Here is a 24,239-nt window from a genome sequence, read left to right on the forward strand (position 1 = left end):
GATTGAAAGTTAAATTTCGCTGCATAAAGAATAAGTGTGTATTACTTTTTCTTCGACCCCTTAAAGAAAGAATTAATAACCTGTTTTGCCAGAGGAACAACAACCGTAGTTGCTAATGCACCCCAGAATTTTTTCTTTTGTGCATTTTCCTGCCGTTCTATTTTTTCCTGTTCTTTTTGAACTTTTGCCTGCTCTTTCAGAGCTTTTGCATCAGCTTTTTCCTGTGCAGCCTGTTCTTTTTCACTTAAAGTGCCTTGCAGGCGTTGGGTAAGGATTTCGTATGCCGATTCCCTGTCCTGTGTTTGTGCATAATGTCTGTAAAGTAGCGAATCTTGTGTCATTTTTAGTCTCTCAGCAGTATCCAATGGACCTATCTGGCCTTCGGGCGGTAATATGTATGCCCTTTCCACCTGATTGGGACGGCCTTTTTCATCGAGGAAAGATACAAGGGCTTCGCCCGTTCCCAATTCCGAAATTGCAGTTTCCGTATCGAATGCCGGGTTTGCACGGAATGTCTGTGCGGCTACTTTCACCGCTTTCTGGTCTTTCGGGGTATATGCCCGCAGTGCGTGCTGTACACGGTTACCCAGTTGTCCGAGTACAGAATCCGGAATGTCGGCAGGTGTCTGAGAAATAAAGTAGATTCCTATTCCTTTCGAGCGAATGAGGCGTACAACCTGCTCTATTTTTTCCAGCAAAGCTTTCGGTGCATCGGTGAAAAGCAGATGTGCTTCATCGAAGAAGAAAACCATTTTCGGTTTGTCGGGGTCGCCGACTTCGGGCATCACTTCGAAGAGTTTTGTCATCAGCCACATCAGAAATGTGGTATATACTTTCGGCGAATTCATCAGCTTGTCGGCAGCAAGGATATTGATAACTCCTTTGTTGCTGTCAGTTTGTAAGAGGTCGTCGATGTTGAGGTTAGGTTCTCCGAAAAACAAGTCTGCACCGTCGTTCTCAAGTGTTATCAATCCGCGCTGGATTGCCCCGATACTGGCGGTGGAAATATTCCCGTATGAGGTAGTAAATTTATTAGAATTATTACCGACATATTCCAATAGTTTCTGTAAATCTTTCAGGTCGATAATTTCCAAAAATTCATCTTTTGCTATTTTGAAAATGATTGTTAGTACTGCCGATTGTATGTCGTTCAGAGAAAGCAGACGGCTAAGCAGCAATGGCCCCATATCGGCCACGGTCGCTCTGATTGGTGCGCCCTGCTCACCAAATACATCCCAGAACTGTACGGGAAATGCCTGAAATTTAAATCCTTTATCTGTAAGATGATATGATTCTACACGTTGTGTTACGCTGTCTTTGTTTCCACCCATGGCAGCCACGCCCGACAAATCGCCTTTGACATCGGCAGCAAATACGGCTACGCCCATTTCGCTGAACGTTTCGGCCATTGTTTGCAGGGTGACGGTTTTTCCTGTTCCTGTAGCTCCGGTAATCAGTCCGTGACGGTTTGCCATTTTGGGTACGAGGCAGATTTCTGTATCTTGTGCTATAGCTATAAAAGCCCTTTTTTCGTTATCAAACATCGAGTTAAGTTTTTTAATTCAAGCTGTGTATATATTAAAACAATCAGAATGAAAAAAGTTCGTGGAATAGGAGATAAATTATTTACTTACGAATCCCTTTTTTGTTCTGAAACCGTCTTTAATACAGTTTCCGCGTGCTTCTATCTGCCGGATATCGGGGATAGTCCAGAAATCGGGAGTTCCTTCCTTATTGGCTATGCAAGGGATGCTGTCGCCGTACCATCCGCTTGGGTAGGTGCTGATGCCGATTGATACTGAATCATTTAATTTGTATTGTGTAATGGAGAAATTTTCTTCGGGAGACTCCCCGTTTTTCAATGCGGCCATTTTGTCTTTTACAGAGTACGGTTGTATCAGCATGCGTACGAATCGGTCGCTTGCTTCTGAAATATGTAATTGGGTCGATAAACATTCATCGTAGTAGGATGCGAAGCGGAATGAAAATACAGTCATCCATAAAATCAGCAGGGATATTACGGCTATACTCAATTTCGGAAAAACATATCTTTTTGCTCCTAATAAAGATACGCATCCCAAAAATATTGCTGCGAATACATATCCGCTTCCGAAGCGAAAATCATGTGCAAAAAAGAACCAGTAGCAGAGGCAAAGGATAAGGGTTGCTAAAATATATTTATGGAGCGTATTCTTATTTTTAAAGGCTTTATATAATGAAATGATTATCGATATAAATGTCAATAAATAAATGAATAACAGGATGATATAATATTTGTTTCGGACGGCTATTCCCGTACGAAAAGCCTCTGCCATATATTCGTTGGCATAATAGCCGATAAGGTAGCGTTGCTTCATCGCCGTTTCTACAGGCACCTGCCAATCGAAAGAAAACAGATTGACTTCGTGTAACGGATAAATAAGATATCCGGAAATAATAACAGTGCGTGTAATCCACAGGGCAAAATAAACAGCTAAAACTGAACCTATAAAGATTAACGGCTTATATTTTTTTTCCCTGATAATTATTACAGCAAGGAAGATACTTAATAATGTGAATGGGGCAGCAGACAGCTTAAATCCTACGAGTGCAAACGGAATAAAGATATACAATAAATAATTCCGCTTGAATGTATCAGGATAAAGAATAATCTTTGCTACAAGATAAAATGTTATCAATCCGGGTAGTATATCGGTAGATGTATCGCTGATAGCCCTGTGTTCGTAATAGAAATAGGCGACAGAAATAACGAATAGGACGACTCTTTTTAAATCGAATTTCGACCTGGATACTTCAATCAATATCCATGAAAAAATAAGTATTGCAAATAAGGATTGAAGCGTATAGACCGGATAACCCAGAAATACTCTGAAAGTGAAAATGGCATCCAGCAAAAACAGATTTGAATTGAACCCGAAACGGTCTTCAAGGTTAGCAATGCCCGGTGTAACAGCATAATCCTCATTCCAGCGTATATTGGCATAATGGTACGACATGGCATCGAAACCGTTGGGCGACCAAAGGGCTATAAGTACAATGGAGATAAAAAGGAGTGCAATAATTATTCTCTGATAGAATGATATGCTGCCCGATAGTTCTTTTAAGCGTTTAAAGAATGATACAGCTTTCTCCTTTTTCCATATCCAGTAAACTGCTGATATAATTATATATACAAATAATATATAATGATTTGACGGCAGAAAAAACGAAATGATTGAAAGTGGCAGGACGGTAAAAAAAATGCCCAATAGCACTGTATCTAAAACTGAATAAGCTTCTTCACGTTTGCATATTTTATTATACAGGGAAACAAAAATATCTCCGAATGTAAATAACACGAAGAAAATTATGAACCATGATATAAGTACTATCAGCATGTTTATAAAATTGTGTTTGTAAAGATATAAAGTATTAGGGGTTTATTAGAAATGTTTTTTGAGAACTTTATTTATACTTCATCAATTCCGGAATAAATTCTTATTATTTTTGAATTATAATATAGATAAATTTGAGTCAACTAAGTAAAATATGGCAATCGTGCATTAATAATCCTGTAAAGACGATTATTATCGCAGCCGTATTTGTTCGCCTGTTAATTTTTTTCTTATACGGTCATATAACCGAATATCCGGATAGTGAAGATTACCGCAAATTAGCTGTACGTTTGATGAATTTTGATTTGGAAGGATATGAAGGTGAACGTCCACCGGGTTATCCTCTGTTGATGTGCTTTGCCGGTATGTCCGATTTGGTTGTAGTCTTTTTTCAGTTGGTGATGGGTGTTTGTACTCTTGTCTTTGCTTATAAGACACTGTTGGTTTTAGAGATAGATAAGCGGCTAGCTTTAATTGCCACTTTATTTGGAGTAAGTTATTTGCCTGCGGTTTTCTTTGAATTTGCCATATTGACAGAAACTTTTACCTTACTGGTTATTACACTGATATTTTATCTGTTTCTCGGTATTATTAAAGGGAGAAAGACGCGGGGTAGAAGATATATATGGATTAGCCTTTTATGCTGTTATCTTGTATTCATAAAGGTATTTTATATCAATCTGGCCGTAATACTGTTTGTCTTACTGGTGTGGCATAATCGAAAGTCGCTGAAATCCGGCTTCAAAAAGTATATAATGGTATTACTTATGCCCTTGTTTTTCTTTTTAGGCTGGTCTTATGTAAACAAACTCAATACAGGCTATTTCGTTTCATCTACATTCTATGGCTTCAATCTTGCTCAGAATTGCGTCCGGTTTGCTGGTAATACTACCCCCGAATATCAGGAAATAGGAGACATCTATGTCAAATACAGATCGGACACGATCAGGAATAGAGAAATTGCCATGACTATCTGGCAAGCATATCCCGAACTGAAAGCGACTACCGGGCTTTCTTTTCCCGATTTGTCGAAAGAATTATATGATTACAGCATCGCTACCATAAAGAAAAATCCTGTGGATTATTTAGGACAGGTATTTATTTCATGGCGCGACTTTTGGAAAACATCCTTATATTGGGAGGCATATAATTTTGCCGTACCTGAATCGATGGATATTGTAATGTATGTGAATTATGGAGAACGGATAGTATTGCAGCTTATTAAAATTCTGTTTGTATTGCTTATCCCTTACAACATAATAATTGCCTGCCGGAAAAGAAAGATGAAACCCGAAGCTTTTATTTCTCTTATAGTATTGACGGCATCTTTACTTCAGGCTTTTGCTACTTACGGAACAAATTCACGTTTCAGTTTCCCATTCGAAATATTAATGGTAACATCTGTATTGCTTAACATGCTGCAATACTATCATCGAAAAAAAGTAATAATAAGAAGTAATTAACTTATCTTCTTACTCATTGGACATTGGCATATTTGCTAATCGGCACATTTGATTTATTCTTTTTCTTCGATGTTTTTCCTCACTTTAGTAAGGAATTGCAGCATAGCAGCACTGTCTTTTTTATCTATTATCTCTAATAAATCTTTCAGTTCTTTACGTATGCCTTCTACTTGCGTAGGCGTATAAGGATTGAAAAGGATTTCTGTCAACAAGTAATCATCTTCTGATAATAAGCCTTTGGCAATATCCATATGACGCTTAAAAGTAGTTCCCGGTGCTTCCTGATGTTTCATCACAGAGGCAAAGACAAGGGTGGAAGCAAAAGGTATAGATAGTGAATAGGCGATTGTTTCGTCATGCTCTTCGAATGTATATTCGAATACCCGCAGATGCAGGCTTCTGTATAAATCTAAAAAGAACTTTTTACCCGCAGGACTTGATTCTGATATTACAATAGCGCTTTGTGTACTCAGGTTGCGCAGGTCGGCAAAGGTAGGGCCGAACATCGGATGTGAAGATGCAAACGGCTGCTCAACTGTTGTATAAAATTCTTTCAACCCCGTCTTTACCGAAGCAATATCCGAGATGATACAACCCTTGCTGATATACGGCAATATGGATTTGAATGCGTCGATTGTATACTTTACAGTTGCAGCATTTATAACCAGTTCGGGGTCGAAGTTTGCAATCTCTTTCGGATCGCTCATCCTTACAGTATTGTAGATAAACCGTAATCTTCTCGGGTCGGTATCATATACGGCCAGTTCGTGGTCGAAACTTAAAACATCGCCGAAGAAAGAGCCCATTTTTCCGGCGCCAAGTATCAAAATTCTCATATCCTGTTTCTTTTTAATCCGTGCAAAGATACAAGATTAGATACAATCTGAAATAAAACGTATCGCTTTTATTTGTTGAATTTACAATAGAGTGCTTGCAATCTCAGACAACTTACTCCGTTCTCCTTTTACAAGGTTGACATGCGCGAATAAATCCTGTCCGTTCATCTTATCTATCGTATATGCCAATCCATTAGACTGAGCATCAAGATAAGGGGAATCAATCTGCTGTAAATCCCCTGCAAAAATCATTTTAGTACCTTCTCCGGCACGGGTGATAATAGTCTTTATTTCGTGCGGAGTAAGATTCTGCGCTTCGTCGATAATGCAAATCATTTCCGAGAGGCTCCGTCCGCGGATATAAGCTAAAGCTTCTATTTCCAGCTTTTTGTTTTTCTGCATCTCTTCGATATTCCTGTATTCGGCACCACCATAAGCAATGTGATTTTTTATGACGGCCAGATTGTCGAACAAGGGTTGCATATAAGGTGCTATTTTTTGCTTTTCGTCACCGGGAAGAAATCCGAGCTCCTTATTACCTAAGGCAACAATAGGGCGGGCTAAAAGAATTTGGTCGTAATTCTCACTTTGTTTCAGTGCAGAAGCAAGAGCAAGTAACGTTTTTCCTGTTCCGGCCTTACCGGTAAGCGCTACGAGTTTAATATCGGGGTCGAGCAAAACTTCCATTGCAAATGTTTGCTCTGCATTACGGGGCTGTATGCCATAGCAGATTTGCTTATCTATTTTCTTAATCTTATTGGTGAATGGATTATAACGGGCGAGCACACTTTTTTTTCCGTTTTTCATCACAAAACATTCATTGGCAATGACCGGATTTTTCAAATCAAATTCATTGAAATCTATTCCCTCCGGATGGGCGTATAGATTATCAATGACCGAAGAATCCATATCGGTGAATGTTTCGTGCTGTTTTTCGAAAAGGAATACATCCGCGACCTTATCGTTGATATAATCTTCGGCCAGTAATCCCATAGCCCGGGCTTTCATCCGCAGGTTTATATCTTTCGTTACCAGTATGGTCTTCGTTTTAGGGTCGCGTTCTGCTATCTCAAGCACAGCCGAGAGTATACGGTGATCGGGAATTCTTTCAGGAAATATTTCATATACCTGACTTTGTGCCTTTATACCTGTTTCAACAAACAGGTTTCCCATACCGCTGCCGAGAGAGGTTCCTTTGCTGAATAAATTGTCATCTGTTATCGCATCCAATTGGCGGAGAAATTCGCGTGCATTATAGTTTATCTGATCGTTGCCTTTCTTAAACTTATCCAGTTCTTCGAGTACTACTATCGGAAGGTATATATCGTTTTCTTCAAAGTTGTCTAAGCATCTGAAATCGTGCAGTATTACGTTCGTATCCAGTACGAAATTCTTTTTCTTTTTCCGGCTCATATACAATTACAATTTATTATATAACAATAAATATAGCCGATTTGATCTGTTTAACGTTCTTTTTTCGAAAAAAATATTATCTTTATGCCGTAAGTAAGAGAGCAACAAGTACTGATTCACAACTATTTTTATGTGAAGAATATATCCGGTATATTCCAATTTTTTATATATTTACAAAAGTGTAAGACAAAACAAGTAAATAATAGCTTCTGAAAAGGAGCGGAAGACAACAAGCCCATATAATTTTTGTATGAATAAGAAGATTATTTTTGCTCTGACATTAGCAATGTTATGTTGCATACAATTGAGCGTATTAGCCCAGGGTAGTAGCGGGGTTAAATTTAAAGATGTCGAATTTAAGCATGATAATAAAGATGTAAACATCAGCATGTATTTAAATTTGCAGGACTATTATGTCGAGGTGGGTGATTCATTGACTTTAACTCCTATCATCAGATCGACAACCAATATGCTACCTCTCCAGAATGTGGTGTTAATCGGACAAGGGAAGCAGGGTTTCTATCTTTCGGATATGAACTATGCCGAACAGTCGTTCAGAATACCGGTTGCCAGCCTCAATCCGCAGAAGAATATATTCTATCAGACAAGCGTTCCGTACGAATCGTGGATGGACAATTCTATGCTGGATATGAGGGTGGAATTGAATCAAATAGGAGGATTTCCTTTGTATAATTACTCTCATCTTGTAGAGAACCAGATAAGGGAAGAAGTAAAGTACGAGCAGGTTCCTGCCAGCCTGCCTGTTGAATATGCAGAACTGAAAACTTCCCGTCCGGTAATAAGTTCTGAGGCTGAGGTTAGAGAAGCTACTCTTTATGATATACAATTGCCGGAAAAAAATCCGGGATCATACAGGCTTGCCGATCCCAATGATATAGAAACCATAAGGCATAAAGTGAAGCAGATCATTGAAGACAACACTAAGTCGCTGATGGGTATTTATATAACTGCTTTTACTTCTGTGGATGGTATCTATATTGACAATGAGAATATGACAATGAAGCAGGCCTTTGATTTTAAGGATCAGATACACAGGGGTATCGATTGTCCGGAATCTCTCTTCTTCATTGATTGGAAAGGTGAAGACTGGAGCGGGCTCGAAGACCTTATCAAGCAATCTGATATGGACTACAAATCGGAAGCCCTTACCATTATAAACAATACCGGAATTTTTGCTGGACGTGAACGTAAACTTATGTCGCTGGCAAATGGCCGACCGTATAGGTATATGAAAGAAAATCTGTTTCCACAACAGTGGCGTATCGAATGTAAAGTGGTTTACAAAAACAGATAGAAGAAAAAGACGATGTATTTAAAGAGGCTTTCAGCCGGAAGTCTCTTTTTATTTTTTATAAATATATTTATATTTACAGACCAATTGGTCGGATTATGAAAGAAACAAGGGATTACATTCTTAAAAAATCGTTTCAGTTATTTCTTCAGAAAAGCTTCAAAGAGGTGACAATGAAAGAAATCGTAGATAAAACCGGATTATCAAAGGGTGCATTTTACCATTATTTCGAGAGTAAAGAGGCTGTTTTCGAGGAGGTTGTAAAATATTTCTATAACCATGAGATAATTACCGATTATAGCGGTTTTCCCACTACCTCACTAAAAGATTTTTATCATACATACCTTGATCGTTTAAATCAGCCGTCCGATGAAATAGATGATTTGGGAGATAATGAAGCTAACTTATTTGTTTTTATTTCCGAAGCATCCCGTAAAGTTCCCCGTTTTACGGAAATCCACAATGCCCAGCGCAAGAAGGAACTTCAGGCATGGAGTAGTGCCGTTTTTCGGGCGAAGAAAAACAAAGAGATCAAATCCGCCTTGCCCGATGAGGACATAGCTAGAATGTTTATTTACCTGAGTGATGGAGTTTCCCTATCTACTATCAGTCACAAACCGAATGAAGAAACGCTATCCGAACTGAAAAGAAGTTGGGATAACCTGTATAAGTTGCTTGTGGGCTGGGGGCTGTCTGTTTACTGAATTTAAAATTCAATTTTTCAGCTGTATATATTTTAATTGAAATTTTTTTCAAAGAAAACTTCTTTTTACTTAAAATATGTAATCCAGTCATTCGTCATAAATGGTAGAGGATGTTTTATCCGAAAACTATAAACCATTTAAATAATATTACGATGATGGATCTGAGAAAAAACATACAACACATGAAACAAACCTTTATCTATCTGATTATCCGTTTACTGGAAGAACTCGAATTGGAATGGACTCTTAATCCGTCCAAGTATCGATCTTATATAGGTCACGGACATTCAGATAAAAGGCTTGAAATAGATTCTTACGAATTTCACGGCTGCTATTAGCAAACAGCAGCTTTTTTTTGAACAATTACAGACCGTTTGGTCGGTTTTCAGCAAATAGTACAAAATAACAATTAATCATATATTTTATTCATAACTACTTATAACTTTTTTATATAAATTTCAAATGCAATTTAAACCAAACGGTCGGTATAAAACATAATAATCAACAAATATGAAAACAAAATCACTTTTATCATTTTTTGCGGCTGTGCTTATCCTGTTACAGCCTCTTTCTGCACAACAGTTAAGTATCAAAGGAAAAGTTTTGGATGCGAACGACAAATGCCCGGTAGAATTTGCTAATATTTCTTTACTCAAGCAAGATTCAACTCTTGTGGACGGGGTAACTAGCGACGAGAATGGAATGTTCAAAATATCGAATATATTGAACGGAAATTATTTACTTTCAACTTCTTTTATAGGCTATAAGACCTCATATGTACCTGTTCAGGTACTTGATGCTTCCGGAAGTTTTCTCGAAATCATGCTGCATCCATCATCTATAATGCTAAATGAAGTAACGATTGCCGCTAAATCAATCATAAATAAAGTTGACCGTAAACTCATTTTGCCATCGCAAAACCTCATAAAATCTTCAACAGACGGATTGGATCTGTTGAAGAAAATGCAATTATCTCGCATTATGATAGATCCTATTACCAGCGAAGTAATGGTATCGGGCAATGGTGAAGTACAATTACGCATAAACGGTATACAGGTAACCAGCACCGAGATAACTGCCATTAAGCCCGAGGACGTTGTGCGTGTGGAATATCACGATTCACCCGGCGCACGCTATGGAAATGCTTCGGCTGTAATCGATTATATTACGCGCCATTCCGAATCGGGTGGTAATATCAGGGGAGGTTCGATGCATGGGCTCAGTTCTAAGAAGACATCCGCTGACGATATGTTATCTATGAAGTTCAATAATAAGAAATCCGAGTTTTCCGCGAATATCAGTTATCAGCGCCGTAAACAAGATTGGACACGAGAATACGACGAAACTTTTGTATATCCCGACCATGAGGTAAATCGACTGGAAATAGGAGAGCCTACCGCTTTCGATAAAAGTAAACTGACTTCGAATGTGAATTACAGCCTCCAGAAAAAAGAAAGCTATTTCTTTAATGCCCAGCTGAGATATACTTACCTTGATTTTCCCGCAGCATACGAAGACCGCAGGAGCAAACTCTATACTTCCGGCAGTGATATTCCTCTCTCGGTTTACGACCATACTACCGAGCGCTCAAATTCTCCCGCACTCGATTTATATTTTCAGAAGAATATGAAAGATAACCAGTTGCTTATATTTAATGTTGTAGGTACATATATTGGCACTAAGAATACCCGAATATATCAGGAACAACGCGAAAGTGTAACGGAAACGGATATATATTCAAAGATATCTGGAGATAAATATTCCCTGATAGCCGAAGGTATCTATGAAAAAAACATAGGTAGTAGCAAATTTACAGGCGGATTGAAACACCTTCAAGCCTATACCGGAAATCAATATGGCGGTACTACTGTTGCCGATGTTGCCATGAGGCAGGCCGAAAGCAGTGCCTATGCCGAATATCAGGGGAAAATAAGACATTTCGGATATATGGCGAACCTTACAGTATCGCGATTTTATTACAGTCAGGACGGAAACGGTACGAGTAAATATTCATTTCAGCCAACGGCACAAGTTACATATAGTGCAGATAATGACTTGTTTTTCCGGTATCGCATCGGGCTGCAGAACAATATTCCCTCTCTTGCATATCTGAATGATGTGGCACAGATAATAGATCCGATGCAGGAGCGTAAAGGAAATCCAAATCTGAAATCGTTCCGTTCATTGGGGCAAAACTTTACGGCTGGTTATGATAAGGGAATCTGGGGAGCGGAATTGTTGGTGACATATGACTATCAGTATAAACCGATAATGGAATCGGTAATTTACGAAAGCGGATTGTTCGTCCGTACTTATGAAAATCAGAAGGCTTTTCAGAATCTGTCGGCTGAATTGACATTGAAGTTGAAGCCGTGGAAGGATTATATAAGCTTGTCCGTTACACCGAAGATAAATCGCTATATAAGCGAAGGGAATAATTACCTGCATACTTATACAATAAAAGAACTTCGTGTAAATCTGGATTTCTCCTACAAAAATTATCTCTTGAATTTCTCAACGATAACTCCTCCTAACCGGTTTATGTACGGCGAGCAATTGAGTAAAGGAGAGCTGATGACTACCGTTACCGCCGGATATAAGCAACCGAACTGGACGGTGATGTTAGGTGTATTCTGCCCTTTCACCAAGACCTATAAAGCGGATAATGAAAACTGGTCTGCTCTCAATCCGGTAAAATCACAGATTCATACAAAAAATATGACACAGATGTTTTTTGTAAAGTGTAATTTCAATATAAACTTCGGGAAACAATTTAGAAGTGCAAATAAACGGATTAATAACAGCGATATCGATTCGGGTATTATGTCGGGAACAAAAGACTAATGATTTGATTGTTGTATAAAGGAAAACACCTGTTACCAATAGATAACAGGAGCTTTTATTCTTGTGAAAAAAATATCAGAAACCGAAATCGTCTATCTTTTCTTCTACTTTTTCTTCTACTTCGAAAGCCTTTCTTTGCTGGTGAACAACATTTCCCTCTACGAAGATAGCACGGTTAGGCCGTACAGGACAGATAAACTCACAACCACCACAGCCCACACAAATATCGGGAGTAGTATGCGGTATCGTCAATCCCTCATGTCCTTCGTATGGTATCATAGTCACAGCCTGAGTAGGGCAATGTTCGGCACATGCCCCGCAATTGGTGTTTTCTGTTTTAACGATGCAGATATCTTCTACAAACACAACACGTCCTATCTGAGTCATATGCTTTTCTTCCATTGTCAACGGAAGTAAGGCTCGGTTTGGGCATACATCTGCACACACTGTACAATTATAATTACAGAAACCTTTCTCGTAAGTCATTACCGGCTGCATGATTCCGCCTATTCCATATTCCATAAAGGCAGGCTTGATAACCCTCGATGGGCAACGGCTGATACATAGATGACAGGATGTACAATGATGCAACAAATGTTCCTGACTTTGAGCACCGGGAGGGGTCAAAGGAGTTTGCCGTGTCGGAATATTTTCTCCTCTTATTATCTTAGTTACCTGCTCTTGAGCCAGCACCGCGGGAACGGAAACAGCTGTAGTAATTGCAGTGGCAAGAAACTGACGCTTACCTGTATCGGTTGTTTCTACTATCTCAGTTTTTACTACCTTTTTCTTATATGGAGCGAACTTTATAGCATTACGGGAACAGCTATCTAAGCAATTGAAACAATCTACGCAACGGCTATAATCTACAGTATGATTCTTAACATCGATACACGATGCTTTACATTTCATAGCGCATTTGCCGCAGTTGTTACACAAATTTTCGTTCATTCGTACCTTGAAAAATGAAAATTTGCTGATAAATCCGAGTAAAGTACCAACAGGACATATCGTATTACAGAACGTGCGGCCGTATTTCCATGCAAAGAAACCGATAGCCAGAAAAGTTATAATAGCAATGATAAAAGAAAACATGCTGAGAATCACTACATCCATTTTATAGAATGTGTAATTGCCGAAGCTGGTAAAGATAGATTCCAGCACATTGTTACCTGCCATATAAACCGGCTTGAAAACGTTGGTGATAATCCGTCCGTATGCGCTATACGGGTCTACCAATCCTAACAGGACAGGATATCCGGCAAAGAATGTAATCAGTACTAAAACTACTACCGACCATCTTAATATATTCTTCGCTTTGCTGAATTTATATCTTTTCTTCTTTTTTGCCGTCTTTTTAGATATCCACGCTACAATGTCCTGATAGATGCCCATTGGACAGACTGATGAACAGTAAACCCGTCCGAAAAGTAAGGTAAATACAATCAATACCGCCAGTATAATGAAGCTTCCTCCCAATATGGCAGGTATGAATTGTATATGTGCCAGCGCATGGAATGCATCGGGCATCAGCGCGGCAAAGTCAAGGAAGTAGAACGTTATCAGGGCGAATAGGATAACAGAAATACCTACCCGAAGTTTTTTTAGCATAGTTGATCTTTAATAAGATTAGATTTTAATTCTCTTAATATTCAGTTTATCGATATCCATAGTACCAAGTTTCATCGTCTGCCCATGAGACAGATGTTTTACATGGTCGAGAGGCATATCTCTTACCTGATTAAAAAATTTGGCAGCGGCCGTATCTACGGCTACTATATCCTGTGAAATAAATAAACCTTTCGGATTTACCACATCGGAAGTAGAACGTCCCTGAGGCCCGTTAGTCTTCACTATCCTGTATGCATCCACAATATTCAGTACGGGCTTTTTCGGGTATGTGCATATGTCTGCAATGCATTGCTGCAAGTCTGTACTATGGAAAATTCGTCTGTCCCAAACGATACCCATGTAGTTTTTCATAGACATCGTAAGATTCGCTCCACCATGATGTTTCAGTACAGGCAGGTTTATCCATGCATCGCAATTGAGGATAGCTTCATGTATCTTCGCACTTTTCAGTTTCACGCCGTTTGGCAATGATACACTTTTGTAGTAAGACTCTTCGTGTGCAGGGAGAACTTTTGCGCCTGCGGCTTTAGCGGCAGCTTCTATTCCGCTGTTTTTATAGCATTTGAGCCAGTCGTCGCATGTGTGGTCGAATACGATAACTTCTTTAGCTCCTGCTGCAAGGCACTGGCGGATAACTTCGCTTACCAGCTTCGGATTTGTATTACCCGATTGTTCCGGTGTTTTGTCCCAGCCGATATTCGGTTTTACAACAACCGACCAGCCTCTTTTAATGAACTTACCCATTCCTCCCAATTCTGTCATGGCGCGCCTGAACATCACTTCGGGTTCACCACCCATTACGGCAACCATATCTACTGCGGCAGCCGATTCGGAACTAACAAGTTTTTCTGATAATATGCTGATATTTCCGCTCGCCTTTATTGTGGCGGCAGCTCCTGTGAGTGCTATTGCTCTTAAAAAATTCCTTCTATCCATAATTTATATAATTTTGGTTTATTTGTTTAATTAAAAATTCAGATTCACACCGCCGAATACGGTTGCCCGTGGCATCGGGAATCCTGCGTTTATTTCATATTTCTGTGCCAGCAGGTTTTCACCTTTGGCAAATAGTTCTACCATTCTTACCGGTTTATAGGCTGCTCTTACATTCCAAAGAGCAAATGAATCTTTGAGCTCTGGTGTCTTTGTCCTTTCGTTGGCAAGCTGCGTATACAGATTGTTGATATACTGTATACCTGTCGAAAGGCTCCATTTGTCTTTCGAATAATTTATTCCGGCATATAGCTTATGCTCGGGTGACGCAACTACTTTATTTTCCATATGCAACCAACTGTAATTAGCTGATATATTCAGATGCGGGTTGATATGGTAACGGGCAGCAAATTCTACTCCATAGTTTTCTATCTCTCCCGTGTTCATATATATCATTCCTGCACTTCCTGATTTTGGTACGCTTATTATACTGTTATCGCCTTTTATGTAATAGAGGCTCAAATCTAAATTCAGAGCCTTATTCAACATCTTATGCGAAGCGGATAATTCGTAGTTCATCAAACTCTCAGGTTCCAGATCGGGATTCTGAGGCGGGAACATATACATTTCGCGGATAGTAGGATTTCTGAATCCCTTGCTTACAATACCCTTCACAACTGTATTGCCGGTGGCTATGTAACTCAATCCGAACTGGGGAATCCATTCCGTGCCTGTATGTGCATGGTGGTCGACCCTGATTCCTGCATTGAATACCAGCTTTTCGATGAACGTTTGCTGAAAATTGAGATACCCTGCTATTTCGTTGAAACTTTTCTTTACAATATCCGCATTTTCACGTCCGTCGAGAAATGTATTCCATGCATGGCCTCCGATATGCTGATAGTCGATGCCTGCCGTTGTTTGGTTGCCTGTAAAAAAGCTATATGTCTGGAAGAATGTTACGCCTAACATCCTGTCATTTGATTTAAATCTTTCGATCAAAGGCTGTTTGCCTGCTGTATATCCGTCGTTTATTTTATGCGTTCCAAAATTATAAAAGAACTTTAGTGCGCCGGATGTCCTGTCATAGCTGTTCTCTAAAGAAAACGATGTTACACCACGGGTGATTTTTGCATCGTTATCTATCATCGGAACGGCTTCCGTACCCGGATTCGCAGCATCGAACTTTGTCAGGTCGAGGTCTACAAATGATTTCCAGTTAGGGTTAAAATCGTAACCGATCTTTGCATATCCGCTATACTGGTCGAAATTCGAATTCAATCTATGACCGTCGGTATGGTTGTAACTTAGAGAAACATAACTGTTAAATTTACCCGAACGTACGGCATTGTTGACTTCCGTACTAAGCGTATTATATGAGCCGTACATGGTGCGGACACCGGTTTTTACACCGTCATATAACTGCTTTTTGGTAATTATGTTGATGACGCCGCCCATCGCATTCGACCCGTAAAGAACAGATGCAGGCCCGCGTACAACTTCAACCCGTTCAGCCATCAGCGTCTGATAGGAATCAGCCAACGGATGCCCCATTAATCCCATATATTGCGGATGTCCGTCTATCAGCATCAGCACTTGCCCCGTCGGGCTTCCTCCTATGCCGCGTATTGTCATCCCGCCCGCCGAACCGTTGGAAACACCGTATCCCATAATTCCACGCGAGGTGATAAATAGTCCGGGAACTTCTTCTGTAATAATCGGCAAGAGCGACGGTTCGAAACGATTTTCAATTTGTCTGGTTCCTACAACAGTAATGCTCATCGGCAGATTGTTTACACTAACCGCCGGGCGACTGCCTGTAACTATAACTTCTCCCAGTTGTATGGAATCACGAACCACTGCATCGGGTGTTTCGTCGGCAGAAATATTTTGTATAGACAGAAACAGCGATGCAATAACAAGGTATATTTTTTGCATAAATTTTATAATAGCCAGGGGAACTTAAAACAGCTTTCGTCGTATAACGAATAGTCTGCTTTGCCGTTCACAGCGAATGTTTTAATTAGTTTAGCTTCTTTAAGAAGTTCGCACGCTTTAGTGAGAGATGCTCCGGTTTTTACCCTGTCTTCAACAAGCAGGATTGTTTTGCCTTTATACTCAAAATCGATAGGAGCCATCAGTTGCGGACTGTCGTACAGAGGTTTCTGATTACTGTCCCTGAGATTGATTTTCAATAACTGTATCTCTACACCGAATCGCTGATTGATTATTGCCGCGGGAATGATACCTCCGTTAGCAATAGCCACAATCATATCGAACTGTTCGGAAAAAGCAATTGTGCGGAACCGCTCCAATACTTCTTCGAATGTTTTATCGTACATTGTTATTATTCAATCAGAGTTTAGAAATTGCTTTCAATACTGCAAAACCACCGAATACCTGAACAAGCATTCCCGCAATGCCGATACGGAAATCCTGTAAAGCAACAAAAAAGTCAGCCTTGATAGCCCACTCGGCAAGTGTTCCTACCATCTGATAAGCCAATACTGCGCCTAGGATTGCTAATAGTGATACTTTTTCGAAACGGTGAGCGGCATATGCGGCAGCGCCTGCAAGCAATGAAGATTTGATTAATATGATAGGAAGGTCGGCAGTCGGAGGCATACCGAATAACACATTGTTTAGCAGCGGAGAAAGAATAGCTGTAAGCAAACCCACACGGAATCCGTATTTATATGCAGCAATCAGCGTAAAGAAATAGATTGGCAGCCATGTAAGGCCTCCGCCCGGTACCAAGTGGCAGAGTTGAGGGAGAGCTATATTCCCGGCTATGAACAGAAGAGCAAACATATAAGTTTTTGCCTCTTTGTAACTCAGTGAATAAAGTTTTACTGATGTTTCCATAATGATATTCAAATTTTTGATAAGTGTTTTATTTATAGAGCAAATTGATTCTTTTTACTATAGCTACCGCTTATGATGATTTCCATGACCAAATCTCTTCTATTATCTGTGTTCATGATATTTACAAACAGATACAATGCTATATAATATTCTTCAATTTAACAAAAAACAAGCGTTTTTTTTAACTTCCTTAAGATATAGCACTTATTATACCAATGGCAAATGTAAATAAAATAGTATAAACTAATTTTGCTTATAAGCTCAATGTGTGTTTGCTTAAAAGTCCATATTTGCCGGCGAACGTCCGAATTCTTTCTTGAAAGCCTTAGAAAAATGTGATAAATTCTTGAATCCGACTTCCTGATATATTTCCGAAGGTTTCTGTTTTCTGTTTACAATCTGGTTGTAAGCATCGTGCAGTCTTTGTTTTACCAGCCACTTGCCCGGTGTTTCCTGAAATATATTGAAGAAATCCCGTTTGAAAGAAGTCAGGCTGCGCCCTGTATAGTGCGCAAATTCTTCTAAAGACATATCACATCGGTAATTTTTGTTCATGAAATCGGACAGATCCATTTTCCACGGCTCGGCAAAGTCGAATAATACGCTGGCCAAAGAAGGATCGGCTTCCAAAAGTGCAAGCACAGCTTCTTTAAGCTTTATGGTCATCAGTTCTTTCGACGGATAAGTCTGTGAATCGAAATATTGTTCCAGTGACATAAACAGTCCCGTGATAAAAGGATGCTTCGGCAATAGCTTATAATTTTTATCCCTGTTTGTAGAATAAGAATTTATCGATACGGGAAATTTTGCTTCTGCCAATAGCGATTTAAGAAACGGAGTTCTCAACTGCAGAAATAAGCCTTTGAATGGTTCTCCGCTTTTTGTAGGTGCTTTTGTCTTTTTTGCCAGATGATTACGCTTCATAAACACGGCATCGCCTTTTTTAAATGTCATGCGCTTTTCTCTGGTCTGCAGGATCATTTCACCGGAACAGATATACACCAGCATATGTTCTGTAACCATCTCTTCGCAAAGCTTGTCTTTTTCCACATGACAGCAGAAAAAGGTATCCATGTAGTTGTAAACAATAGTATCCGATTTACTCATAAGGCTTTTTTAAATTTAATATGTAAATAAAAAGAATTTATTTTTAACAGGCAAATTACGGAAAGGTTATCTGACTTTGCTTAAAAGGCCAAATGATATTTGTTATTTTAGCCATATCCGTTTTTATGACAATAAATCTGACTTTATATGGATATGTGCTGATAATCAACAGACTGCCATAAAAGTAATGCACGGCTTCGTAGAAAGGCATAATCTTTGTATCTTTGATACAGTTTTAACAAAATACTCTAATCAGACTAAAATGAATATTGCAGACTTAAAGAATGATAATTTCTTCCTGCTTGCGGGCCCTTGTGTAATCGAGGGAGAAGAAATGGCGCTTCGCATTGCCGAGAAAGTAGTCGATGTAACTTCGAAACTAAATATACCCTATGTATTTAAAGGATCGTACCGTAAAGCTAACCGTTCCCGTGTCGATTCTTTTACGGGTATTGGTGATGAAAAGGCTTTAAAGATATTACGCAAAGTAGGAGAAACATTCGGCATCCCTACAGTTACTGATATACACGAAACGCATGAGGCGGCCCTTGCTGCCGAATATGTAGATGTATTGCAGATTCCTGCATTCCTTTGCCGACAGACAGAATTACTGATAGCCGCTGCCGAAACGGGAAAAATAGTAAACATTAAAAAAGGGCAGTTTCTTGCTCCGTCAGGTATGAAATTTGCTGCTCAGAAAGTGGTAGATTCGGGCAATAATAATGTGATAATTACTGATAGGGGAACGTCGTTCGGATATTCCGATTTGGTTGTGGACTTCCGTGGAATCCCTGAAATGAAGGAGTTTGGATTTCCTGTAGTACTCGATGCTACTCACAGTCTGCAAAAGCCCAATCAGGCTTCAGGAGTGACAGGGGGGCAGCCGCAGTTAATTGAAACAATGTGCAAGGCCGGAATTGCGACAGGGGTAGACGGATTGTTTATCGAAACACATTTCGATCCGGCAAATGCTTTGTCCGACGGGGCAAATATGCTTCCTCTAGACCAACTGGAAGGACTTATGATAAAACTGACACGAATAAAAGCGGCATTGAAAGAATGATAGTAGAGATTTGTTTTTCACCGGCTCTTTATCCTTATTACATTAGCGATAATAATCATATTTCAGTTGTGGTCGATATATTCAGGGCAACTACTACTATGTGCGCTGCATTGAAAAACGGAGCGAAATCTATTATTCCGGTTGCTTCGATAGAAGAGGCGCAGGATTATAAATCAAGAGGTTTTCTGGTGGGGGCGGAACGCAATGTGAAGCGTTGCGAGTTTGCCGATTTCGGGAATTCACCTTTCGATTATACGGCTGAAAAAGTAAATGGAAAGGATGTAGTGTTCACCACTACAAACGGCACACAGGCAATTGATATGGCTAAGGACTCGGATATATTGACTATCGGCGCTTTTTCGAATATCGATGCGTTGGTTGATTTTTGTGTAAGTAAGCAGAAAGATGTAATCGTACTTTGTGCCGGATGGAATAACCGATTTAATATCGAAGATACGCTTTTTGGCGGAGCACTAGCAGCAAAATTGATAGATAAAGGCTATACTTCCGCTTCGGATGCTGTGCAGGTTGCCCTTTCAATGTGGCAAGAAGCATTGCCCGATGTGCGTAAATATATCGATCGTACAGAGCATATCAAACGTTTGGAAGCAAATAATCTGCAGGACTCGGTAGATTATTGTCTGACTGAAAATACGGTGAATCTGGTTCCGGTTTATGCGAATGGAAAGTTGATAACTTATAACTTATAACTCATAACTCATAACTCATAACTCATAACTCATAACTCATAACTTATAATTCATAACTCCCATACATGGCCGAGCATAACGATTTAGGTAAAAAAGGAGAGGACGCCGCGGAGAACTATCTCAGACAGAATGGTTATGAGATAATCGAACGTAACTGGTTATATGAGAGATACGAAATCGATATTATCGCCCAAGATGACGAGTATATCGTTTTTGTGGAAGTAAAGACGCGTAGTTCCGACCAATGGGGAAATCCCGAAGAAGCGGTTTCGAAAGGAAAGATAAAGCGTATTGTTGAGGCTGCAGACTTTTACCTTAGGGAATATGATATAGATTTGCCCGCCCGCTTCGATGTAATTGCCTCGATCTGGACAGGAAAGAAATTTGAAATACAACATATAGATGATGCCTTTCTGGCGCCCGTAAACTGATAATATATGAATATAGAAGAAGCAAGAGAGGCATGTATCTCTATGAAAGGTGCTATTGAAACATTCCCTTTCGGTGACGATACATTGGTATTCAAGGTAATGGATAAAATGTTCGCCTATATGGGTTTGGAATCGAGAGATGGGGAGATTTGGCTAAATGTAAAATGCGATCCGGAAAAAGCTATCGATTTAAGAGAACGTTATAACGGTATAAGACCGGGTTATCATTCTAATAAGAAATACTGGAATACTATTGTGATAGAGAGCGATGTGCCCGATTCACTTATTCATGAGCTTATTCAGCATTCGGTCGATGAGGTGATAAAGAAATTGCCGAAAGTAAAGCAGATAGAATATCATAATATGAAAAATATCTGAATATCGTAATGCCGCCGATTATGCATATAAAAGAAACAGATTCTACAAATAATTGTTTGAAAGAACTTTTGTTGCAAGAAAAGCTGGAAGAGGGAACTGTTATCTATGCAGATTTTCAGACTTCAGGAAAAGGGCAGAGAGGAAACGGCTGGGAGTCGGAAAGGAGTAAAAATCTTTTGTTCAGTATTGTTTTTTATCCGGATACGATAAAGGCAAGCGAACAGTTTATTATTTCGCAGTTTGTTTCTTTAGGTGTAGCGGAATGTTTGCAGAAATATACAAAAGATATATCTATAAAGTGGCCTAATGATATATACTGGCAGGAGAAAAAGATATGCGGTATACTGATTGAAAATACATTGCTCGGCGAATATATCGGACAGTCTGTTGTGGGAATAGGTATAAATATAAATCAGGAAGAATTTGTAAGTAATGCTCCGAATCCTGTTTCATTGAAGCAGATAACAGGAACTGATTTTGATCTGGAAATTATTCTGGAAAATGTCAGGGATAAAATTTTTCATTATTACCGTGAGGTAAAAGATCGAAAGATATCCGATGTCATAGATAAGTATAAAAAATTATTATTCCGTCGCAAGGGTTATTATTTATACAATGACGGAACTCATGATTTTAAAGCCCGTATTTTAGATGTGCAATCTGATGGAATGCTTGTTCTGGAAACGGAAGACGGAACTATAAATAAATTTGCATTCAAAGAAGTAAAATATATTCTTTCATAGACGTCGTTTATATCCAATTTTATTATTCTATTTTCTCAATTTTTATACATTAAAGTTTTTAAATATGCAGTTAAATGTATATTTTTGCATTTTATATTGTATATTTATACCTTATGACAAAGAAATACAGACACAAGATAATAAAGGAAGTGCTACAGGCTAATGAAGTAGGTAGTCAGGATATGCTTTTGAAATTGCTTGTAGATAAAGGCTTTGAATTGACTCAGGCCACATTGTCGCGCGATATTAAAGAGCTTAAAATAGTAAAGGTGCCGACGGCAAAGGGCAGTTATGTATATCAATTATCCGAATCAATGCAGAACTTACAGGATGATGACATCCCATTGTCTTCATTCGGTTTTGTCAGCATCGAATTCTCGGGGCAGTTGGCTGTTATCAAAACCCGTCCGGGCTATGCAATGGCTATTGCCGGAGAGATTGACCGTAAGTCAACACGATATATACTGGGTACGGTAGCCGGTGACGACACCATACTCCTCATTCCGAGAGAGAATATAAGCAGAGAGGAAGTAATGGCTTCGCTTTCTGTATTTATACCGAATATTGAATAACGATACGTCGATGAACAACTTAGAAGAACTTGTGGTAGAAAAGCCAATGGAGCAACAACTCACTATACAAATAGCCAACGAAGGTCATATCGGATATGTACAGACTATTCTTGATACGATAGAAGCCGCTGCCAAAGTGCGCGGTACCGGTATTGCAAAGCGTTCGCCGGAATATCTTGAATTGAAAATGAAAGAGGGCAAGGCTATCATTGCCCTTATGGGTGATGAATTTGCCGGATTTTGCTATGTGGAATCATGGGGAAACAAACAGTATGTAGCTAATTCGGGATTGATAGTAGTTGATAAATTCAGACAACACGGTTTGGCAAAGAAAATCAAGCAACATGCATTTTCTTTAGCGCGCGCAATGTTTCCTGAAGCAAAAGTATTCGGGCTCACATCTGGCGCTGCGGTAATGAAAATAAATACCGAACTGGGCTATGTTCCTGTGACGTTCGCTCAACTTACCGATGACGAAGCATTCTGGCGGGGCTGTCAGGGCTGCGTCAATTATGATATACTGACCCGTACCGACAGGAAGTACTGTATCTGTACGGCTATGCTTTTCGATCCTGCTAAGCAGAAAGAAAAGAAAGAAGTGAAAGACCTGATAAAGGAATTAAAAAAGAAATTAAAATAAACACACATATATGAAAAAGAAAGTCGTTTTAGCATTCAGCGGGGGATTGGATACATCGTTTTGCGCCAAATACCTGTCTGCTGATATGGGATATGATGTATATACAGCCATTGCCAATACCGGAGGCTTTACTCCTGAAGAATTGAAAGTAGTTGAGGAAAAAGCCTATAAACTCGGCGCTGTAAAGCATGTGAGCCTCGATATCACTCAGGAATATTACGAAAAGAGTATCAAATATATGATTTTCGGGGATGTAATGCGTAACGGTACATATCCGATATCTGTAAGTTCTGAGCGTATCTTTCAGGCAATTGCCATAATCAATTACGCAAAGGAAATCGGTGCAGATGCCGTTGCTCACGGGAGTACAGGTGCAGGGAACGATCAGGTGCGTTTCGATCTCACTTTCGATGTGCTTGCTCCCGGTATAGAAATTATTACGCCTACCCGCGATATGATCCTTACCCGTGAATATGAAATTAATTATCTCAAAGAGCATGGCTACGAGGCCGATTTCACTAAAATGGAATATTCCATCAATAAAGGGCTTTGGGGGACGAGTATCGGGGGAAAGGAAACATTGAAATCGGAACAGACTTTACCCGAAGAAGCTTATCCGTCACAGTTGAAAAAACATGATTCGGAAGTGTTGACTATCGATTTCGAACAGGGTGAAATAGCCGCTGTAAACGGTGAAAAATATACAGATAAGGTAAAAGCTATTCAAAAGATAGAAGAAATCACTTCGGCATATGCTATTGGGCGCGACATGCATATCGGCGATACGATTATCGGTATCAAAGGTCGTGTCGGTTTTGAGGCTGCTGCGCCTATTGTGATTATCAATGCGCATAAAATGCTGGAAAAGCATACGCTTACCAAATGGCAGCAATATTGGAAAGAGCAGGTTGGCAACTGGTACGGTATGTTTCTTCACGAGGCGCAATATCTAGAACCTGTGATGCGCGATATAGAGGCTTTCCTTAGCAGTTCGCAGCAGAATGTAACGGGTAGGGTAAGCATAAAATTGCAACCTTATCATTATGTCCTTATAGGTGTAGAAAGTGATTTCGATTTGATGAAAGCCGATTTCGGGGAATACGGTGAAGTAAATAAAGCTTGGACATCTGACGATGCAAAAGGTTTTACTAAAATTTACGGCATTCCAACGAAGATATTTCATAGCGTGCAGAAGAAGAACGGGAAGTAGGAGGATTAA

The 24,239-nt window shown here is 39.5% G+C and carries 23 protein-coding genes; 13 read left to right on the plus strand and 10 right to left on the minus strand.

The window, feature by feature from the left end:
- Window positions 1-41 precede the first annotated feature (41 nt).
- Together K348_RS0113940 and K348_RS0113945 are read right to left on the minus strand one after the other, a co-directional pair.
- Window positions 42-1,544, minus strand: a complete 1,503-nt coding sequence (locus K348_RS0113940) for a helicase HerA-like domain-containing protein (protein ID WP_029905751.1) — start codon at window positions 1,542-1,544, stop codon at window positions 42-44.
- Window positions 1,545-1,622: 78 nt separating this feature from the next.
- Window positions 1,623-3,377 (minus strand): hypothetical protein, encoded by a 1,755-nt coding sequence (locus tag K348_RS0113945; RefSeq protein WP_029905754.1) that lies wholly within the window; start codon window positions 3,375-3,377, stop codon window positions 1,623-1,625.
- A gap of 131 nt (window positions 3,378-3,508) precedes the next feature.
- Here K348_RS0113945 and K348_RS0113950 point away from each other — a divergent pair, with 131 nt between their 5' ends.
- Complete coding sequence (locus tag K348_RS0113950) at window positions 3,509-4,837, plus strand: glycosyltransferase family 39 protein (RefSeq protein WP_036930570.1); 1,329 nt, start codon at window positions 3,509-3,511, stop codon at window positions 4,835-4,837.
- 53 nt (window positions 4,838-4,890) lie between these two features.
- Here K348_RS0113950 and K348_RS0113955 read toward each other — a convergent pair whose 3' ends face one another.
- Entirely contained in the window at window positions 4,891-5,673 is a 783-nt protein-coding gene (locus tag K348_RS0113955) for a prephenate dehydrogenase/arogenate dehydrogenase family protein (RefSeq protein ID WP_029905758.1), read from the minus strand.
- 81 nt (window positions 5,674-5,754) lie between these two features.
- Entirely contained in the window at window positions 5,755-7,086 is a 1,332-nt protein-coding gene (locus K348_RS0113960; RefSeq protein ID WP_029905760.1) for a PhoH family protein, read from the minus strand.
- Window positions 7,087-7,336: 250 nt separating this feature from the next.
- Here K348_RS0113960 and K348_RS0113965 point away from each other — a divergent pair, with 250 nt between their 5' ends.
- The 4 genes from K348_RS0113965 to K348_RS0113980 all read left to right on the plus strand — a co-directional run bounded on the left by K348_RS0113965 (window position 7,337) and on the right by K348_RS0113980 (window position 11,946).
- Complete coding sequence (locus K348_RS0113965; protein ID WP_029905768.1) at window positions 7,337-8,401, plus strand: DUF3868 domain-containing protein; 1,065 nt, start codon at window positions 7,337-7,339, stop codon at window positions 8,399-8,401.
- A gap of 95 nt (window positions 8,402-8,496) precedes the next feature.
- Window positions 8,497-9,102: a TetR/AcrR family transcriptional regulator gene (locus K348_RS0113970; RefSeq protein WP_029905769.1), complete on the plus strand. Its 606-nt coding sequence runs from the start codon at window positions 8,497-8,499 to the stop codon at window positions 9,100-9,102.
- 182 nt (window positions 9,103-9,284) lie between these two features.
- On the plus strand, window positions 9,285-9,440 hold the full coding sequence (locus K348_RS0113975; RefSeq protein WP_156032893.1) for a hypothetical protein: 156 nt from the start codon (window positions 9,285-9,287) through the stop codon (window positions 9,438-9,440).
- Window positions 9,441-9,612: 172 nt separating this feature from the next.
- Window positions 9,613-11,946, plus strand: a complete 2,334-nt coding sequence (locus K348_RS0113980; RefSeq protein WP_029905774.1) for a carboxypeptidase-like regulatory domain-containing protein — start codon at window positions 9,613-9,615, stop codon at window positions 11,944-11,946.
- A gap of 75 nt (window positions 11,947-12,021) precedes the next feature.
- Here K348_RS0113980 and K348_RS0113985 read toward each other — a convergent pair whose 3' ends face one another.
- The 6 genes from K348_RS0113985 to K348_RS0114010 form a co-directional block, all read right to left on the minus strand.
- On the minus strand, window positions 12,022-13,557 hold the full coding sequence (locus tag K348_RS0113985) for a 4Fe-4S binding protein (protein ID WP_029905775.1): 1,536 nt from the start codon (window positions 13,555-13,557) through the stop codon (window positions 12,022-12,024).
- A gap of 18 nt (window positions 13,558-13,575) precedes the next feature.
- The gene (locus K348_RS0113990) at window positions 13,576-14,514 is read right to left on the minus strand and encodes a DUF362 domain-containing protein (RefSeq protein ID WP_029905776.1); all 939 of its coding nucleotides are present in this window, start codon (window positions 14,512-14,514) and stop codon (window positions 13,576-13,578) included.
- Window positions 14,515-14,544: 30 nt separating this feature from the next.
- Window positions 14,545-16,449 (minus strand): TonB-dependent receptor, encoded by a 1,905-nt coding sequence (locus K348_RS0113995; RefSeq protein ID WP_029905777.1) that lies wholly within the window; start codon window positions 16,447-16,449, stop codon window positions 14,545-14,547.
- Window positions 16,450-16,454: 5 nt separating this feature from the next.
- A complete protein-coding gene (locus K348_RS0114000) occupies window positions 16,455-16,853 on the minus strand; it encodes a phosphoribosyltransferase (RefSeq protein WP_029905778.1) in 399 nt (132 codons plus the stop codon).
- Between the two features lie 13 nt (window positions 16,854-16,866).
- Window positions 16,867-17,376, minus strand: coding sequence for a hypothetical protein (locus tag K348_RS0114005; protein ID WP_029905779.1), 510 nt, complete (start codon window positions 17,374-17,376; stop codon window positions 16,867-16,869).
- A gap of 276 nt (window positions 17,377-17,652) precedes the next feature.
- Window positions 17,653-18,483, minus strand: coding sequence for an AraC family transcriptional regulator (locus K348_RS0114010; protein WP_029905780.1), 831 nt, complete (start codon window positions 18,481-18,483; stop codon window positions 17,653-17,655).
- 262 nt (window positions 18,484-18,745) lie between these two features.
- Between K348_RS0114010 and kdsA the strand changes: the two genes are divergently transcribed.
- From kdsA to argG, 8 genes are all read left to right on the plus strand, one after another.
- On the plus strand, window positions 18,746-19,546 hold the full coding sequence (gene kdsA / locus K348_RS0114020) for a 3-deoxy-8-phosphooctulonate synthase (protein WP_029905781.1): 801 nt from the start codon (window positions 18,746-18,748) through the stop codon (window positions 19,544-19,546).
- Window positions 19,543-20,256, plus strand: a complete 714-nt coding sequence (locus K348_RS0114025) for a 2-phosphosulfolactate phosphatase (RefSeq protein ID WP_029905783.1) — start codon at window positions 19,543-19,545, stop codon at window positions 20,254-20,256. Before kdsA ends, K348_RS0114025 begins: the two co-directional genes overlap by 4 nt.
- Before the next feature lie 65 nt (window positions 20,257-20,321).
- Entirely contained in the window at window positions 20,322-20,687 is a 366-nt protein-coding gene (locus K348_RS0114030) for a YraN family protein (RefSeq protein ID WP_029905785.1), read from the plus strand.
- Between the two features lie 6 nt (window positions 20,688-20,693).
- Window positions 20,694-21,065, plus strand: coding sequence for an MmcQ/YjbR family DNA-binding protein (locus K348_RS0114035; protein ID WP_029905787.1), 372 nt, complete (start codon window positions 20,694-20,696; stop codon window positions 21,063-21,065).
- Window positions 21,066-21,085: 20 nt separating this feature from the next.
- Entirely contained in the window at window positions 21,086-21,808 is a 723-nt protein-coding gene (locus K348_RS0114040; protein WP_231496790.1) for a biotin--[acetyl-CoA-carboxylase] ligase, read from the plus strand.
- Between the two features lie 74 nt (window positions 21,809-21,882).
- Complete coding sequence (gene argR, locus K348_RS0114045; protein WP_029905790.1) at window positions 21,883-22,380, plus strand: arginine repressor; 498 nt, start codon at window positions 21,883-21,885, stop codon at window positions 22,378-22,380.
- Window positions 22,381-22,426: 46 nt separating this feature from the next.
- Window positions 22,427-23,020 (plus strand): GNAT family N-acetyltransferase, encoded by a 594-nt coding sequence (locus K348_RS0114050; protein ID WP_197027676.1) that lies wholly within the window; start codon window positions 22,427-22,429, stop codon window positions 23,018-23,020.
- Between the two features lie 10 nt (window positions 23,021-23,030).
- Window positions 23,031-24,230: an argininosuccinate synthase gene (argG, locus tag K348_RS0114055; RefSeq protein WP_029905795.1), complete on the plus strand. Its 1,200-nt coding sequence runs from the start codon at window positions 23,031-23,033 to the stop codon at window positions 24,228-24,230.
- Window positions 24,231-24,239: the final 9 nt, after the last annotated feature.

Source organism: Prevotella sp. 10(H) (genome assembly GCF_000711235.1).
Lineage (GTDB): Bacteria > Bacteroidota > Bacteroidia > Bacteroidales > Dysgonomonadaceae > Dysgonomonas.